General features: G+C 71.1%; 14 protein-coding genes. 8 read left to right on the top strand and 6 right to left on the bottom strand.

The window, feature by feature from the left end; all coding sequences use genetic code 11:
* Window positions 1–349: 349 nt before the first annotated feature.
* Window positions 350–1327: a LysR family transcriptional regulator gene (locus ACFYO2_RS04665; RefSeq protein ID WP_388344067.1), complete on the bottom strand. Its 978-nt coding sequence runs from the start codon at window positions 1325–1327 to the stop codon at window positions 350–352.
* Between the two features lie 137 nt (window positions 1328–1464).
* Between ACFYO2_RS04665 and ACFYO2_RS04660 the strand changes: the two genes are divergently transcribed.
* From ACFYO2_RS04660 to ACFYO2_RS04635, 6 genes are all read left to right on the top strand, one after another.
* Window positions 1465–1548, top strand: a complete 84-nt coding sequence (locus tag ACFYO2_RS04660) for a putative leader peptide (RefSeq protein WP_350760414.1) — start codon at window positions 1465–1467, stop codon at window positions 1546–1548.
* 154 nt (window positions 1549–1702) lie between these two features.
* Window positions 1703–2836, top strand: coding sequence for a dimethylsulfone monooxygenase SfnG (gene sfnG, locus ACFYO2_RS04655; protein ID WP_388344065.1), 1134 nt, complete (start codon window positions 1703–1705; stop codon window positions 2834–2836).
* 47 nt (window positions 2837–2883) lie between these two features.
* On the top strand, window positions 2884–4101 hold the full coding sequence (locus tag ACFYO2_RS04650; protein WP_388344062.1) for an acyl-CoA dehydrogenase family protein: 1218 nt from the start codon (window positions 2884–2886) through the stop codon (window positions 4099–4101).
* Window positions 4102–4154: 53 nt separating this feature from the next.
* Window positions 4155–4709 carry an NADPH-dependent FMN reductase gene (gene ssuE, locus ACFYO2_RS04645; RefSeq protein WP_388344059.1) on the top strand — a complete coding sequence of 185 codons (555 nt, stop codon included), beginning with the start codon at window positions 4155–4157 and terminating at the stop codon, window positions 4707–4709.
* A 4-nt stretch (window positions 4710–4713) separates the two neighbouring features.
* On the top strand, window positions 4714–5898 hold the full coding sequence (locus ACFYO2_RS04640; RefSeq protein WP_388344056.1) for an SfnB family sulfur acquisition oxidoreductase: 1185 nt from the start codon (window positions 4714–4716) through the stop codon (window positions 5896–5898).
* 26 nt (window positions 5899–5924) lie between these two features.
* On the top strand, window positions 5925–7070 hold the full coding sequence (locus ACFYO2_RS04635) for an LLM class flavin-dependent oxidoreductase (RefSeq protein ID WP_388344054.1): 1146 nt from the start codon (window positions 5925–5927) through the stop codon (window positions 7068–7070).
* A 101-nt stretch (window positions 7071–7171) separates the two neighbouring features.
* On the opposite strand, the gene ACFYO2_RS04630 is transcribed toward ACFYO2_RS04635, so the two are convergent.
* Window positions 7172–8209 carry an acyl-CoA dehydrogenase family protein gene (locus ACFYO2_RS04630; RefSeq protein ID WP_388344052.1) on the bottom strand — a complete coding sequence of 346 codons (1038 nt, stop codon included), beginning with the start codon at window positions 8207–8209 and terminating at the stop codon, window positions 7172–7174.
* Window positions 8210–8330: 121 nt separating this feature from the next.
* Here ACFYO2_RS04630 and ACFYO2_RS04625 point away from each other — a divergent pair, with 121 nt between their 5' ends.
* Together ACFYO2_RS04625 and ACFYO2_RS04620 are read left to right on the top strand one after the other, a co-directional pair.
* Window positions 8331–8684, top strand: coding sequence for a YciI family protein (locus tag ACFYO2_RS04625; RefSeq protein WP_388344050.1), 354 nt, complete (start codon window positions 8331–8333; stop codon window positions 8682–8684).
* Entirely contained in the window at window positions 8684–9874 is a 1191-nt protein-coding gene (locus tag ACFYO2_RS04620; RefSeq protein ID WP_388344047.1) for an RNA polymerase sigma factor, read from the top strand. Before ACFYO2_RS04625 ends, ACFYO2_RS04620 begins: the two co-directional genes overlap by 1 nt.
* Window positions 9875–10099: 225 nt before the next feature.
* On the opposite strand, the gene urtE is transcribed toward ACFYO2_RS04620, so the two are convergent.
* The 4 genes from urtE to urtB are packed head-to-tail and all read right to left on the bottom strand — an operon-like array spanning window position 10100 to window position 13552.
* Window positions 10100–10792 carry an urea ABC transporter ATP-binding subunit UrtE gene (urtE, locus tag ACFYO2_RS04615; protein WP_388344044.1) on the bottom strand — a complete coding sequence of 231 codons (693 nt, stop codon included), beginning with the start codon at window positions 10790–10792 and terminating at the stop codon, window positions 10100–10102.
* Window positions 10792–11568 carry an urea ABC transporter ATP-binding protein UrtD gene (gene urtD / locus ACFYO2_RS04610; RefSeq protein WP_388344041.1) on the bottom strand — a complete coding sequence of 259 codons (777 nt, stop codon included), beginning with the start codon at window positions 11566–11568 and terminating at the stop codon, window positions 10792–10794. Before urtD ends, urtE begins: the two co-directional genes overlap by 1 nt.
* Window positions 11565–12659 carry an urea ABC transporter permease subunit UrtC gene (urtC, locus tag ACFYO2_RS04605; RefSeq protein WP_388344038.1) on the bottom strand — a complete coding sequence of 365 codons (1095 nt, stop codon included), beginning with the start codon at window positions 12657–12659 and terminating at the stop codon, window positions 11565–11567. Before urtC ends, urtD begins: the two co-directional genes overlap by 4 nt.
* Complete coding sequence (urtB, locus tag ACFYO2_RS04600; protein WP_388344035.1) at window positions 12656–13552, bottom strand: urea ABC transporter permease subunit UrtB; 897 nt, start codon at window positions 13550–13552, stop codon at window positions 12656–12658. Before urtB ends, urtC begins: the two co-directional genes overlap by 4 nt.
* Window positions 13553–13719 lie beyond the last annotated feature (167 nt).

The following is a 13719-nucleotide window of genomic DNA, read 5'->3' as shown; positions in this document are numbered from 1 at the left end:
ACTTTGCAGGTCTGACCGCGTCTGGTGCGGTATGCGGTAGAGCGCCGCGTACGTTTATTCTGCGCTTATTTCATCCTTATGTGTAGTGGTCAGAGGGCCCGGCGGACGACCGGGGCGGCTCGGCCCGCGATCTCGCGACTACCGGCCGTGAAAGGTACATGTCCGGCTCGATCGCGGGCAGGCGCATGGATACGAGCGTTGTCGTTCGGGGCGACGGTCGATGCTGGAGGTGTCTGCCTTATGGGCGCAAAGGTGTTGGAGCGGTTTCCTGCGGGATCTCCGCGCGGATCGTGGCCGGCGGAGGAGTACGCCGCGGCGCGCCGGGCCGAGGGCGAGGACGCGACCGTCGTCATGGACCTGAAGTCGGACGCGTTCCTGGTGGTGGTTCCGTGGCGCGGGGAAGACTGAGGGGACGGTCGGACAGGGTGCCTCCCAGGTCCCCCGCCCTCCGCAGAAACACCTCGTACAGGTCCTGCGCGGCCCGCGGCACCGACTCGGCCTTCCGGCGTTGCAGCATCAGCAGCACCCGGGTGGTGTCGCCCGCGATCGGCCGGTAGGCGATCGTGCCGAGCCGCTCCAGCGGATCCCCGGCCACGCTGAAGTCCGGCAGAACCGTCGCGCCGAGCCCCTCGGCGACCATCAGCTTGCCCATCTCGGCGCCGTCGGTGGAGTAGGAGAAGGACGGGGTGCGGCCGTCCAGGAGCCGGTGGACATAGCGGTGCATGACGTAACCGGAGCGCATCGCGATCAGGGGCTCGGCGAGCAGTTCCTCCACCGTCACCGCGGACCGGGACGCGAGCGGACTGTCGGGACGCACGCACACCACGGGCCGGCCGCACAGCAACTGGGTCGACTCGACGTCGGCGGGCACGTCGTCACCGTCCAGGTGGTTCACCAGACCGAGGTCGAACCCGCCCTCGGACAGGGCCCGGTGGATCTCCGTCTGCTGCGCGCCGACCACCTCGACCTGCGTGACCGGATGCGCCGCACGGAACTCTCGCACCACCGGTACGAGCAATGGCACGGTCGCCGCGTTCACCGTGCCGACGCGCACCATACGGCTGATGCGGTGCTGTTCACCGGCCGCCGCCCGCAGCCGGTCCACCGCCTCCAGCACATGGACGATGTACGGCAGCAGCTCCCGGCCCTCCGCGCTCATCGTCGCGCCGGACCGCTTGCGCTCCAGGAGGCCGACTCCCAGCTCCCGCTCCAGATTTCTGACGGTCTCGCTCAACGCGGGCTGCGACAGGCGCAGTTCGTCCGCCGCCCGGCGCAGCGAGCCGAGCCGTGTCACCGCCGCAATGTATTCCAGCTGTTCGGTCCGCACCGCAGCAGAATGCGGGTGATTTCACGGGCAGTTCAAGGGTTTCCCTGTCACACGTTCGTGAAATTCAATGGTCCGCGATACGAGACCGGTCGGGTTTTCCTTGACGCCCGTCGCGGCCGACTGCGACCATCGACGGCATGAAGATGCGACTGGACCTCACGCGGCGACGCCACGTCGACCTCGCGCGCGTCTCCAGCGCCTCCTGTTGCGCCGCGGCCTGATCCGCCGCCGCTCCTCCTTCCGCGCCCGCCCTGTCCTGGCCTGGGACAGGAGCCTCTCGCGTTTTCCCTTCACCGCCTGAATGCAGCGAATTTTCGCGCCCTTTCGATTCGGCGTCCCCGAAAATCCCCGCGTATTCCGCAACAGGAGTTCCGCATGCCCGCAGCACCCCTGAAATTCGCCTACTGGGTCCCCAACGTCAGTGGTGGCCTCGTCACCAGCAAGATCGAGCAGCGCACCGACTGGGGATACGACTACAACCGCGAACTCGCCGTCTTGGCCGAGAACAACGGCTTCGAGTACGCCCTCAGCCAGGTCCGCTACATGGCCAGCTACGGTGCCGAGTACCAGCACGAGTCGACCAGCTTCAGCCTCGCCCTGCTGCTCGCCACCGAGCGCCTGAAGGTCATCGCCGCCGTCCACCCCGGCCTGTGGCACCCCGGCGTCCTGGCCAAGCTCGGCGCCACCAACGACCACCTGTCGAAGGGCCGCTTCGCCGTCAACGTCGTCTCCGGCTGGTTCAAGGGCGAGTTCACCGCCCTCGGCGAGCCCTGGCTGGAGCACGACGAACGCTACCGCCGCTCCGAGGAGTTCATCCGCGCCCTGCGCCAGATCTGGACCGAGGACCACACCGAACTCGCCGGTGACTTCTACCGGTTGCGCGACTTCTCCCTCAAGCCCAAGCCGCTCAACACCCCCGAGCGCCCGCACCCGGAGATCTTCCAGGGCGGCAACTCCACCGCCGCCCGCACCATGGCCGGCCGCGTCTCGGACTGGTACTTCTCCAACGGCAAGGACTTCGACGGGGTCGTCGAACAGATCGAGGACGTACGCAAGTCCGCCGCCGAAGTCGGCCGCCGCGCACCGAAGTTCGGGCTCAACGGCTTCCTCATCGCCCGCGACACCGAGGCCGACGCCCGCGAGACCCTCCGGGAGATCGTCGCGCAGGCCGACACCGAGGCCGTGGAGGGCTTCGGTGCCGCCGTGAAGCAGGCGGGGCAGTCCGCCGCCGACGGCAAGGGCATGTGGCAGGACTCCAGCTTCGCCGATCTGGTGCAGTACAACGACGGCTTTCGCACCGGCCTGATCGGTACCCCGGAGCAGATCGCCGAGCGCATCGTCGCCTACAAGAAGCTCGGCGTCGACCTCTTCCTCCTGGGCTTCCTGCACTACCACGAGGAAGTCGAGTACTTCGGCCGTCGGGTGCTGCCCCTCGTCCGCGAGCTGGAGGCCCAACTCCCGGACAGCGAGCCCGAATCCGTCCACGCCCACGCCCACGCCCACGCCTGACCGCCCCCACAGCTTCCGCACCGCACTGCGAGAGAGGTCACCCCAGCATGAGCACCGTCACGCCCACCCACTGGCAGCAGAGCCCCGCCCCGCGGACCGCCGAGGACTGGATCGCCCGCGCCGCCGAGGTCGCCGCAGTCCTCGCCACCGACGCCGCCGCACGCGACCGGGCCGGCGCCACCCCGTACGCCGAGGTCCAGCTCCTCAAGGACTCCGGCCTGGTCACCCTGCTCGGCCCCACGGAGCACGGCGGCGCGGGGCAGGACTGGCCGACCGCCTACCGGGTGGTCCGCGAGGTCGCCAAGGCCGACGGATCCATCGGCCAGCTCCTCGGCTACCACTACCTGTGGAACTGGGCCGCCCGCCTGGTCGGCACCCGCGAACAATGGGAGTACCTCGAGGCCGAGGCCGCCAAGAACCGCTGGTTCTTCGGCGGAGCGGTCAACCCCCGCGACAAGGACGTGACCGTCACCGAGGACGGCGACGACCTCGTCTTCACCGGCCGCAAATCCTTCTCCACCGGCAGCAAGGTCTCCGACGTCACCGTCCTCGAAGGCGTCCTGGAAGGCACCGACCAGCACGTCTTCGCGATCGTGCCCTCGGACTCCGAGGGCCTGACCTTCCACGACGACTGGGACAACATCGGCCAGCGCCTCACCGAGAGCGGCGGCGTCACGATCGACGGGGTCCGCACGCCCTGGTCCTCGGCGGCCGGTTACGTCGACAAGCAGTTCCAGCCGCGCACCTACAACACCCTCAACGTCCCGACCATCCAGCTGGTCTTCGTCAACTTCTACCTCGGCATCGCGGGCGGCGCGCTGGAGACGGCCGCCACCTACACCCGCACCAAGGCGCGATCCTGGCTGCACGGCGGCCACGAACGCGCGGTCGACGAGCCGTACGTCATCGACACCTACGGCGACCTCACCGCCAAGCTCTGGGCGGTCGAGGCCCTCGCCGACACCGTCGCCGCCGAGGGACAGAAGCTGCACGACGACCCCGACGCCGTGACCGAGCAGGCCCGCGGCGACTTCGAGGTCCGGGTGGCCGCGGTGAAGGCCCGCGCCACCGACGTCTCGTTGGAGATCGCGAACCGCGTCTTCGAGGTGACCGGAGCCCGCTCCACAGCCAGTGCCGAGGGCCTCGACCGCTTCTGGCGCAACGTCCGCACCCACACCCTCCACGACCCCGTCGCCTACAAGCGGCGCGAGGTCGGCCGCTGGGTCCTCGAAGGCGAACTGCCCGAACCCACCTGGTACTCCTGACCACCGGGGGCGCCTCCCGCGCGGGGGCGCCCCTCCTCCCCGAAAGAGGGCCCATGGCCACCGTCCTGTCCGTCTCCGGCAGCCCCTCCGCCTCCTCCCGCACCGCCAGGCTCCTGCGCCACCTCGACGGCCGCCTCGCCGCCCAGGGCCACGAGGTGATCCCGCTCGACGTGCGCACCATCCCGGCCCAGGCCCTGCTCGGTGCCGACTTCCGGCATCCCGCGATCGTCGAGGCGACCGAGCTCTTCGAGCGCGCGGACGGTGTCGTCATCGGCACCCCCGTCTACAAGGCGGCCTACTCCGGTGTCCTCAAGGCGCTCCTCGACCTGCTCCCGCAGTACGCCCTCGCCGGCAAGACCGTCCTCCCGCTGGCCACGGGCGGTTCGACCGCCCATGTGCTGGCCATCGACTACGCCCTGCGCCCGGTGTTGAGCTCCATGGGCGCGGGCCACATCGTGCAGGGCTGGTTCACCCTGGACAAGGACATCACCGCCCACGAGGACGGCTCCCTCACCGTCGCCCCCACCGCGCGCGAGGCCCTGACCCAGGTGCTCGACCAGTTCTCCACCGCCCTCGGCCGTACGCCGCTGCTGGCCGCGGCGGGCTGACCCCATGACCGCGAAAGTCATCGCCGACGACCTGGAGGCCCTGACCGTGGCCCGGGACCTCGCCGACGAGTTCCGCGCCACCGCGTCCGAGCGGGACGCCGAACGCCGCCTGCCCCGGGAGGAGTTGGACCGCCTCAGCGCCTTTGGACTGCTGGCGGTCACCGTGCCCGCCGAGTACGGGGGAGCGGACGTACGCCAGGAGACCCTCGCCGAGATCTTCCGGCTGCTCGCCTCGGCCGACGCGAGCCTCGCCCAGATCCCGCAGAGCCACTTCGTGTACGTCAACGTGATTCGCCATCAGGGCACACCGGAGCAGCGGGACTTCTTCTTCGACGAGGTCCTCGCCGGGCGCCGCTTCGGCAACGCACAGTCGGAGGCGGGCACGAAGCACGTCCAGGACATCCGCACCCGCCTGGAACCCCACCCCGACGGCTCGTACACGCTGACCGGCGTCAAGCACTACTCCACCGGTGCCCTCTTCGCCGACTGGATCCCGGTGCTCGCCCGCACCGAGGACGACAACCTGCACGTCGCGTACGTGCCCAGGGACGCCCCGGGGCTCACGGTCATCGACGACTGGGACGGCATGGGCCAGCGTACGACCGCCAGCGGCACCGTACGACTGGAGGCGGTGCCGGTACCGGCCGACCGGGTGCTGCCGCACCACCTCACCTTCCGAGGACCCCAACTCCACGGCGCGGTCGCCCAGTTGCTCCACGCGGCCATCGACGTGGGCATCGCGCAGGGAGCGCTGGCCGAGGCCGCCGAGTTCGTCCGCACCAAGAGCCGGCCCTGGTTCGAGAGCGGCGTCGAGACGGCCGCCGAGGACCCGCTGCTGATCCAGCGGTTCGGTGAACTCGCCATCCAGGTACGGGCATCCGAGGCGCTCCTGCGGGAGGCCGCCCGTGCCGTGGACGCGGCCCGCGCCGACCTCACCGACGACTCGGCGGCCGAGGCATCCATCGCGGTCGCCGCGGCCAAGGCGCACGCCGCGCAGACCGCCGTGGAGGCCGGGAGTGCCGTGTTCGAGGTGTCCGGCACCCGTGCCGCACTCGACTCCCTCAATCTGCACCGGCACTGGCGCGATGCGCGCACCCACACCCTGCACGATCCCGCCCGCTGGAAGGTCCAGCACATCGGCAGGTACGTGCTGAACGGCACGCGGCCACCACGCCACGGCCTCCTTTAGAAGATCTTCCGGAACGGAGACCACACGTGTCCCTCACCTTCCACTGGTTCCTCCCCACCAACGGCGACAGCCGCCATGTCGTCGGCGGCGGCCACGGCACGCCGGCCACCGCCTCCGGGCGGGACCGGCCCCCGACGGTCGCCTACCTGGGCCAGATCGCCCGCGCCGCCGAGGACCTGGGCTTCGAGGGTGCGCTCACCCCCACCGGCGCCTGGTGCGAGGACGCGTGGCTGACCACCGCGATGGTCGCCCAGCACAGCGAACGCCTGAAGTTCCTGGTCGCCTTCCGCCCCGGCTTCGTCTCACCGACGCTCGCCGCGCAGATGGCCTCCACGTTCCAGCGGCAGACCGGCGGGCGGCTCCTGCTCAACGTCGTCACCGGCGGCGAGAGCCACGAGCAGCGGGCCTACGGTGACCTCCTCGACAAGGACGCGCGGTATCGCCGTACCGGTGAATTCCTCGAAATCGTCCGGGCGTTGTGGGAGGGCAAGACCGTCGATCTGCACGGCGAGCACCTCCAGGTCGAGGACGCGAAGCTGGCACGCGTGCCGGATCCGGTGCCCGAGGTGTACTTCGGCGGTTCCTCGCCGGTCGCCGGGGAGGTCGCCGCCCGGCATGCCGACGTGTACCTCACCTGGGGGGAACCGCCCGCGCAGGTCGCCGAGAAGATCGCCTGGATTCGGGAGCTGGCGGCGGAGCAGGGGCGTACGTTGCGCTTCGGCATTCGGCTGCATGTGATCACCCGCGACACGTCCGAGCAGGCGTGGGCGGAGGCGAACCGTCTGCTCGAGGGCTTCGACACGGAGACCGTGAAGTCCGTGCAGGCGGGGCTGGCCCGCAGTGAGTCCGAGGGGCAGCAGCGGATGCTGGCGCTGCACGGGGGCGGTGGCAGGGACGGGCTGGAGATCTATCCCAACCTCTGGGCCGGCATCGGGCTGGTGCGGGGTGGCGCGGGGACGGCGCTGGTCGGCAGCCACGAGGAGGTCGCCGAGCGGATCGAGGAGTATCACGCGCTGGGAATCGAGGAGTTCATCTTCTCCGGGTATCCGCATCTGGAGGAGGCGTACTGGTTCGGAGAGGGGGTGCTGCCGCGGTTGGCCGCGCAGGGCTTGTGGCGGCATCCATACGGCGACCGGGCCGTGTCGTCGGCCCAGGTGCCGTTCGCCGGCTGAGTGGGGTGGTTACTGTCGTCCGGCGTGTGCGGGCTGCCTGTGGCTGGTCGCGCCCACGCGGCGGAGCCGCATGTGTCACAGCCCCGCGCCCCTGGCGGGTTTCAGCCGGCCAGTGCTTTCAGGTGTGCCGCGCGTGATTCCGGCGTCTGGCCCTGGACCAACAGGAACAGGCCCTCTCGGGCCAGGCGTTGGGCCGTGTTGGTGAGGGTCAGCGATCTGCCGCCGCCGGCCACCACCGCCGCCGTGGTGGCCGCGCGCATCAGCTCGTACGCCTGGGTGCGCAGGGCCAGGCGCTCCTCCCGGTGCTCGTCCGGTGCGGGGTGGTCGGCCAGGGCGTAGGCGCGAGCGCGGATGTCGGTGAGGCGGGCGCGCAGGGGTTCGGCCGTGGTGTCGTCCAGCAGGGCGAGTGCGGTCTCCGTGATTCCGAAGACCGCCGGGGAGGTGTTCGCCGTTTTCGTACGGTCCGCCGCGGCCCACCGCTCGTAGGGCTGCCGGAGGACCACGGCCTCCTCGGGCAGCCACAGGCCGTCCAGTTCCAGCGACACCGTGTGCGCGGCGGTGAGCGCCGCGAGGCGCATGGGTGGTGAGGCGCGCAGGCCCGGCTGCTCGCGGGCCTCGGTGAAGGCGAAGAGCGCCTCGTCGGTGTCCGTCACCCCGGCGAGGAGCATGACGTCGTTGAGGCCCCAGCCGGTGTACCAGGGCACGGTGCCGTCGAAGCGCCGGCCGCCCCGCTCCCGGGTGACCCGTACCGGGGTCCGGGGGTGTGCCCGGAGGTGGGCGTAGGCCACCCCGGACAGCAGTTCGCCGCGTGCCAGCGGGCCCAGCAGACGGTCCCGCACCGGGCCGTCGCTCTTGGACAGGGTCGTCACGGGTGTGTGGTGCTGGGTCTGCACGAACCAGGTCGAGCAGCACGCCCCGGCCAGGATCTCCGCGATCTCCCTCGCGACCGCCGCGGGCGCCGCCGCGCCGCCGTACTCCTCGGGCGCGTTCAGCCCCAGCAGTCCCGATCGCCGGATCGCCTCCATGTGCGTGGCGGGCACGCCCTCCTGGTCGACCCGTTCGGCGTGCGGTGCGAGCAGGTCGTCGGCGAGTCGGCGGGCGCGGACGACCAGGGGGTGCGGGTGCGGGGCGATGGTCATGGAGGAAATTCTCCCGATGTCGTCGTGCGCGGTGTCGATCCGGGGGGCCGCCGTTCGTGTAGGAGGTGAGAGAACGCCCCGGAGACGGGCACGGACACACCGGAGTGGCAAGGAGGCCGTCATGAAGTACTACCTGCTCAGCGTGATGCAGCCGGTGGGCGACCCGCCCCCGCCGGAGGTCCTCGCGGAGATCGGCAAGAACCTCGACGTCTTCCATCAGGAGCTGCGCGAGGCGGGCGCCTGGGTCTTCGCCGGGGGACTGCACGGCCCGGAGTCCTCGACCGTGCTGCGGCCGCGTGACGGCGACGTCCTCGTCACCGACGGCCCGTACGCGGAGGGCAAGGAGATGCTCGGCGGCATCTGCCTCGTCAAGGCGCCCGACCTGGACGCGGCCCTGGAATGGGGTCGCAAGGCCGCCCTCGCGACCACGCTGCCGATCGAGGTGCGGCCGTTCATGCACGGCGCGGAAGCCTGATGACCGCTGACGTCGAGGCCGTCTTCCGTGCGGAGTACGGCCGTGCGGTCTCGGTCCTGGTCCGCTTCCTCGGCGACATCGACCTCGCGGAGGAAGCGGTCCAGGACGCCTTCACCACGGCCGTGCAGCGCTGGCCGGAGACCGGTGTGCCGCCGAGCCCGGCCGGGTGGATCATCACCACCGCACGCAACAGAGCGATCGACCGGCTGCGCCGGGAGGCCGGGCGCGCCGCACACCACGCCGAGGCCGCCCTGCTGCACGCCTCCGACGAGCCGCCCGAGGAGGGACCCGTGCGCGACGACCGGCTCCGGCTCATCTTCACCTGCTGCCACCCCGCCCTCGCACCCCAGGCACAGGTCGCCCTCACCCTGCGCCTCCTCGGCGGGCTCAGCACGGCCCGGATCGCCCGCGCCTTCCTGGTGCCCGAGCCGACCATGGCCCAGCGGCTCGTGCGCGCCAAGGCGAAGATCCGCGACGCCCGGATCCCGTACCGCGTGCCGCGCGACGCGGATCTCCCGGACCGCCTCAAAGGGGTCCTCGCCGTCGTCTACCTGATCTTCAACGAGGGATACGACGGTCCGGCCGAACTGTGCGCGGAAGCCATACGCCTCGGACGCCTCCTGAGCGACCTCATGCCGGACGAGCCCGAGGTCACCGGGCTGCTCGCGCTGATGCTCCTCGTCGAGTCCCGCCGGGCGGCGCGGCAGGACGGCGACGGAGTGCTCGTGCCGTTGCCCGAGCAGGACCGCGGCCGCTGGGCCGGTGCCCTGATCACCGAGGGCCAGTCGCTCGTGCGTCGCTGTCTGCGCCGGAACCGGCCCGGGCCGTATCAGATCCAGGCCGCCATCCAGGCCGTTCACAGCGACGCGCCGACCGCCGACGCCACCGACTGGGGGCAGATCCTTCAGCTGTACGACCAGCTCATGGCGGTGGCACCCGGTCCCGTGGTGGCCCTCAACCGGGCGGTCGCGGTGGCCGAGGTGGAGGGTCCGGGGCCGGCCCTCGGCCTGGTGGACGGCCTCGGCCTGGAGCGCTACCACGTCTTCCACGCCGTACGGGCGGACCTGCTGCGGCGCCTCGGCCGAGCAGCCGAGGCCGCCGACGCGTACGCGACGGCCGTCGCCCTGACCGAGAACCCGGCCCAACGCGCCTACCTCGAACGCGCCCGGCGGACCCTGGACCGCGCCTAGCCCGTGCTGCTCACAGGGGGTTCCGCCCCCGCCGCCCCTTCCCGTTCCCGACCTTGGGGGCTCCGCCCCCAAACCCCCGCTCCTCAAACGCCGGAGGGGCTGATTTCAGCCCGTCTGGGGGTCCCCCCCTCTGGGGGAGTTTGAGGACGAGCGCGGCAGCCCCCAGGGACGGGACGGGAAGGGGCGGCAGGGGCGAGGATCCCGTCGCACGAGACCACCACCGCATCACACGCTCAACGCCTGACGCACGGACCGCTCGGCGTCCTGGCCACCCTCACCCGAGGAGGTGACCCGGCCGGCCTCCAGAACGTAGTACCGCTGCGCCGCCCGCATCGCGAAGCCGACGTGCTGCTCGACCAGGAGCACCGACAGTCCCCCGCGGGCGGCCAGGGCCAGGATCGTCTCCTCGATCTCGGCGACCACCGTCGGCTGGATGCCCTCGGTCGGCTCGTCCAGGAGCAGGATCCGAGGCTCCGTCACCAGGGCCCTGGCGATGGCGAGTTGCTGCCGCTGCCCGCCGGAGAGCAGGCCCGCCCGGCGGTGGGACAGGGTCCGCAGCGCCGGGAAGAGGTCGAGCGCCTCGGCGACCGCGGCCTTTCCGCGCTTGCGGCCGTCCGCGACGAGCTGGAGGTTCTCCGCGGTGGTCAGGTGCGGGAACGCCTGCTGGCCCTGCGGGACGTACGCCATCCCGCGCGCCACCCGCTCGTGCGGCCTGCGCCGGGTGATGTCCTCGCCGTCGAGGCGGATCGTGCCGCTGCTCGGCGTGAGCAGCCCGACGGCGGCCCGCAGCAGGGTGCTCTTGCCGGCACCGTTGTGACCGAGCACCGCGGCCACGCCGTCCTTCGGCACCTCGACGGTGACCCCGTGCAGGACGCTGCTGCGGTGGTAGCCGACCCGGACGTCTTCGATCTGCAGCATCACGCCTCCTGTGCGACCGCGGTGTCGGAGGCGTCCTCGGCCACCGTGTGCCCGAGGTACACCTCCTGCACCTTGGGATCGGCCTGGACCTCGGCCACCGTGCCCTCGCTGAGCACCTTGCCCGCGTGCAGCACGCTGACGCTGCGCGCGAAAGACCGCATGAAGTCCATGTCGTGCTCGATGACCACCACGGTCCGCTCCTCGCTGATCCGCTCAAGGAGCTCGCCGGTCGCCTGGCGCTCGTCGTGGCTCATGCCGGCGACCGGCTCGTCGAGCAGCAGCAGCCGTACGTCCTGCACGAGCAGCATGCCGATCTCCAGCCACTGCTTCTGGCCGTGCGCGAGCGTCCCGGCCAGGGAATCGGCGAGCTCGGTGAGCCCGACCGTCTCCAGCGCCTCGGCGACCGGCTCGGGGACGTCCTTGCGGCGCCGCAGCATGGTCCACATGCTCCGGCCGGCGCCCGCGGCGATGTCCAGGTTCTGCAGGACCGTCAACTCCTCGAAGACGGTGGCCGTCTGGAAGGTGCGCCCGATCCCCAACCGGGCGATCTTGTGGACGCTCCGCCCGAGCAGCTCCTGCTCGCCGAAGCGCACCGAGCCCGTCGCCCTCACCAGGCCGGTGACCGCGTCGACCAGAGTGGTCTTGCCCGCGCCGTTCGGCCCGATCAGGAAGCGCAGATCGCCCGGACGGACGTCGAGGTCCACCCCGTCGACGGCGGTGAAACCGTCGAAGGACACCCGCAGTTGCCGTATCTCGAGACCTGAGAGCTCACTCATGCCGCTTCTCCCACCGGTACGACGGGCGCCGTCTGCTCCGGCGCCTTCGGGGCCCTGCGGCGCCGTACGAACACCGCCAGCGAGGCGAGGCCGCCGGGCAGGAACGCCAGGGCGACGATGAACAGCAGGCCCTGGAAGTACGTCCAGGCCGCCGGGAACTCCTCCGACAGGGCCGTCTTCGCCCAGGCGACCGCGACCGCGCCGAGTACGGCGCCGGCGAGGCTCGCCCGGCCGCCCACGGCGGCGCCGATGACGAACTCGATGGACGGCACGATGCCGATCAGCGCGGGCGAGATGATGCCGACCGCCGGTACGAACAGCGCGCCGGCGAGGCCCGCCATGCCGGCCGCGACGACGTACGCGACGAGCTTGACGTTCGCCGGGTCGTAGCCGAGGAAGCGCACCCGCTCCTCCGAGTCCCGTACGGCGACCAGGAGTTCGCCGTAGCGGCTCTGGATCAGCTGACGCGCCAGGGCGATGAGGAGCAGCAGGACGGCGGCGATGACGAAGTACACCATCCGCTGGTTGACCGGGTCGTCGAGGGAGTAGCCGAAGAAGCCCTGGATGTCGGTGAGCCCGTTGGTGCCGCCGGTCGTGGCCTGTTGGCCGACCAGCCAGATCGCGAACGCGGCGGCGAGGGCCTGGCTGAGGATCGCGAAGTAGGCGCCCTTGACCCGGCGCCGGAAGATGAACAGGCCGAGCAGCGCGGCCACGGTCATCGGCAGCAGCACGGTCGCGGCGATGGCGAACAGCGGGTTGCCGAACGGCTGCCACCACCAGGGGAGTTCGGTGGCCGTGCCGTACAGCTGCATGAAGTCGGGAAGGTTGCCCGGGCCGGCGTCGGCGATCTTCAGATGCATCGCCATGGCGTAGCCGCCGAGCCCGAAGAACACGCCCTGACCGAGCGTCAGCAGCCCGCCGCGGCCCCAGGCCAGGCAGATGCCGACGGCGACCATCGCGGTGCACAGGTACTTGGCGAGCAGCCCGAGCCGGAAGTCGGACAGCACGAGCGGGGCGACGGCGAACAGCACGACGGCGGCCGACGCGAAGCCTGCCGCGGCCCGCGCCGGACGGCCTTTCAGCAGGTTCATACCAGACTCCTCGTCCGCAGCGTGTACAGCCCCTGGGGCCGCCACTGGAGGAACGCGACGATGGCGACGAGCACCAGGACCTTGGCCACGCTGACGGTGGTGGAGTACTCGAGCACCGACTGCAGTACGCCCAGCACGAAGGCGACGATGACCGTGCCCTTGAGCTGCCCGATGCCGCCGACCACGATGACCAGGAAGGCGTCGATGATGACGTTGGTGCCCATCGTCGGCCCGATCGGACCGACCAGGGTCAGCGCCACCCCGGCGACCCCCGCGAGCCCGGACCCGAGGAAGAAGGCGGTGCGGTCGACCCGGCTCGTGGAGATGCCCGACACCTCGGCGAGGTCCCGGTTCTGCACCACGGCCCGCACCCGGCGGCCCAGCGGCGTCAGCCGCAGCGTGAGCGACAGCGCGACCACCGCCGCGACCGCCAGGCCCAGGATGAACAGCCGACTGCTGGCGAAGGTGAGAGGGTCGTCGCCACCGAGCACGGTGATGTTCCCGGTGAGCCAGTCGGGCGCCCGGGTCTGCACATTCGGCGCACCGAAAACGTCCCGAGCGAGTTGCTGAAGCATCAGCGAGACACCCCACGTGACGAGAAGAGTGTCAAGTGGCCTCAGATACAGGCGTCGTATCAAGAGCCATTCGAGCAGCGCGCCCAGGGCGCCGGAGACAAGAAAGGCGATGGGCAGCGCGAGAAGAAGTGAAATTCCCGCGCTGGAAATGGACTTCTGGAGGACGTACGTGGTGTAAGCGCCGGCCATGATGAACTCACCGTGCGCCATGTTGATGACATTCATCTGGCCGAAGGTGAGCGAGAGACCGAGCGCGATGAGCAGCAGGACGGCACCGATGCTGATGCCGGTGAAGGTCTGACCGAGGATCACGGTCATACGGCGGCTCCCGGGAGGGTGCGGACGGGGGGGGGGGGGGGGGGGGGGGGGGGGGCGCCCCCCCCCCCGCCCCCCCGCCGCGGCGCCCCCCCCCCCCCCACCTCACACCTCCCCCTCCGTACGAACTCGCGGCATTCCGCCCGGCTCCCAGCCGTCGCGTCCGACAC

Source organism: Streptomyces sp. NPDC006602 (assembly GCF_042870385.1).
Classification (GTDB): Bacteria; Actinomycetota; Actinomycetes; order Streptomycetales; family Streptomycetaceae; genus Streptomyces.
Note: the sequence above shows the minus strand (reverse complement) of the source record. Positions and strands in the feature narration are given on the sequence as shown.

Coding starts and splice junctions, on each gene's coding strand:
- ACFYO2_RS04620 (WP_388344047.1), top strand. CDS start 8,684: ATGACCGCTGACGTCGAGGCCGTCTTCCGTGCGGAGTACGGCCGTGCG.
- urtC (WP_388344038.1), bottom strand. CDS start 12,659: ATGAACCTGCTGAAAGGCCGTCCGGCGCGGGCCGCGGCAGGCTTCGCG.
- ACFYO2_RS04650 (WP_388344062.1), top strand. CDS start 2,884: ATGAGCACCGTCACGCCCACCCACTGGCAGCAGAGCCCCGCCCCGCGG.
- ACFYO2_RS04630 (WP_388344052.1), bottom strand. CDS start 8,209: ATGACCATCGCCCCGCACCCGCACCCCCTGGTCGTCCGCGCCCGCCGA.
- urtE (WP_388344044.1), bottom strand. CDS start 10,792: ATGCTGCAGATCGAAGACGTCCGGGTCGGCTACCACCGCAGCAGCGTC.
- ACFYO2_RS04660 (WP_350760414.1), top strand. CDS start 1,465: ATGAAGATGCGACTGGACCTCACGCGGCGACGCCACGTCGACCTCGCG.
- urtD (WP_388344041.1), bottom strand. CDS start 11,568: ATGAGTGAGCTCTCAGGTCTCGAGATACGGCAACTGCGGGTGTCCTTC.
- urtB (WP_388344035.1), bottom strand. CDS start 13,552: ATGACCGTGATCCTCGGTCAGACCTTCACCGGCATCAGCATCGGTGCC.
- ssuE (WP_388344059.1), top strand. CDS start 4,155: ATGGCCACCGTCCTGTCCGTCTCCGGCAGCCCCTCCGCCTCCTCCCGC.
- ACFYO2_RS04625 (WP_388344050.1), top strand. CDS start 8,331: ATGAAGTACTACCTGCTCAGCGTGATGCAGCCGGTGGGCGACCCGCCC.
- sfnG (WP_388344065.1), top strand. CDS start 1,703: ATGCCCGCAGCACCCCTGAAATTCGCCTACTGGGTCCCCAACGTCAGT.
- ACFYO2_RS04640 (WP_388344056.1), top strand. CDS start 4,714: ATGACCGCGAAAGTCATCGCCGACGACCTGGAGGCCCTGACCGTGGCC.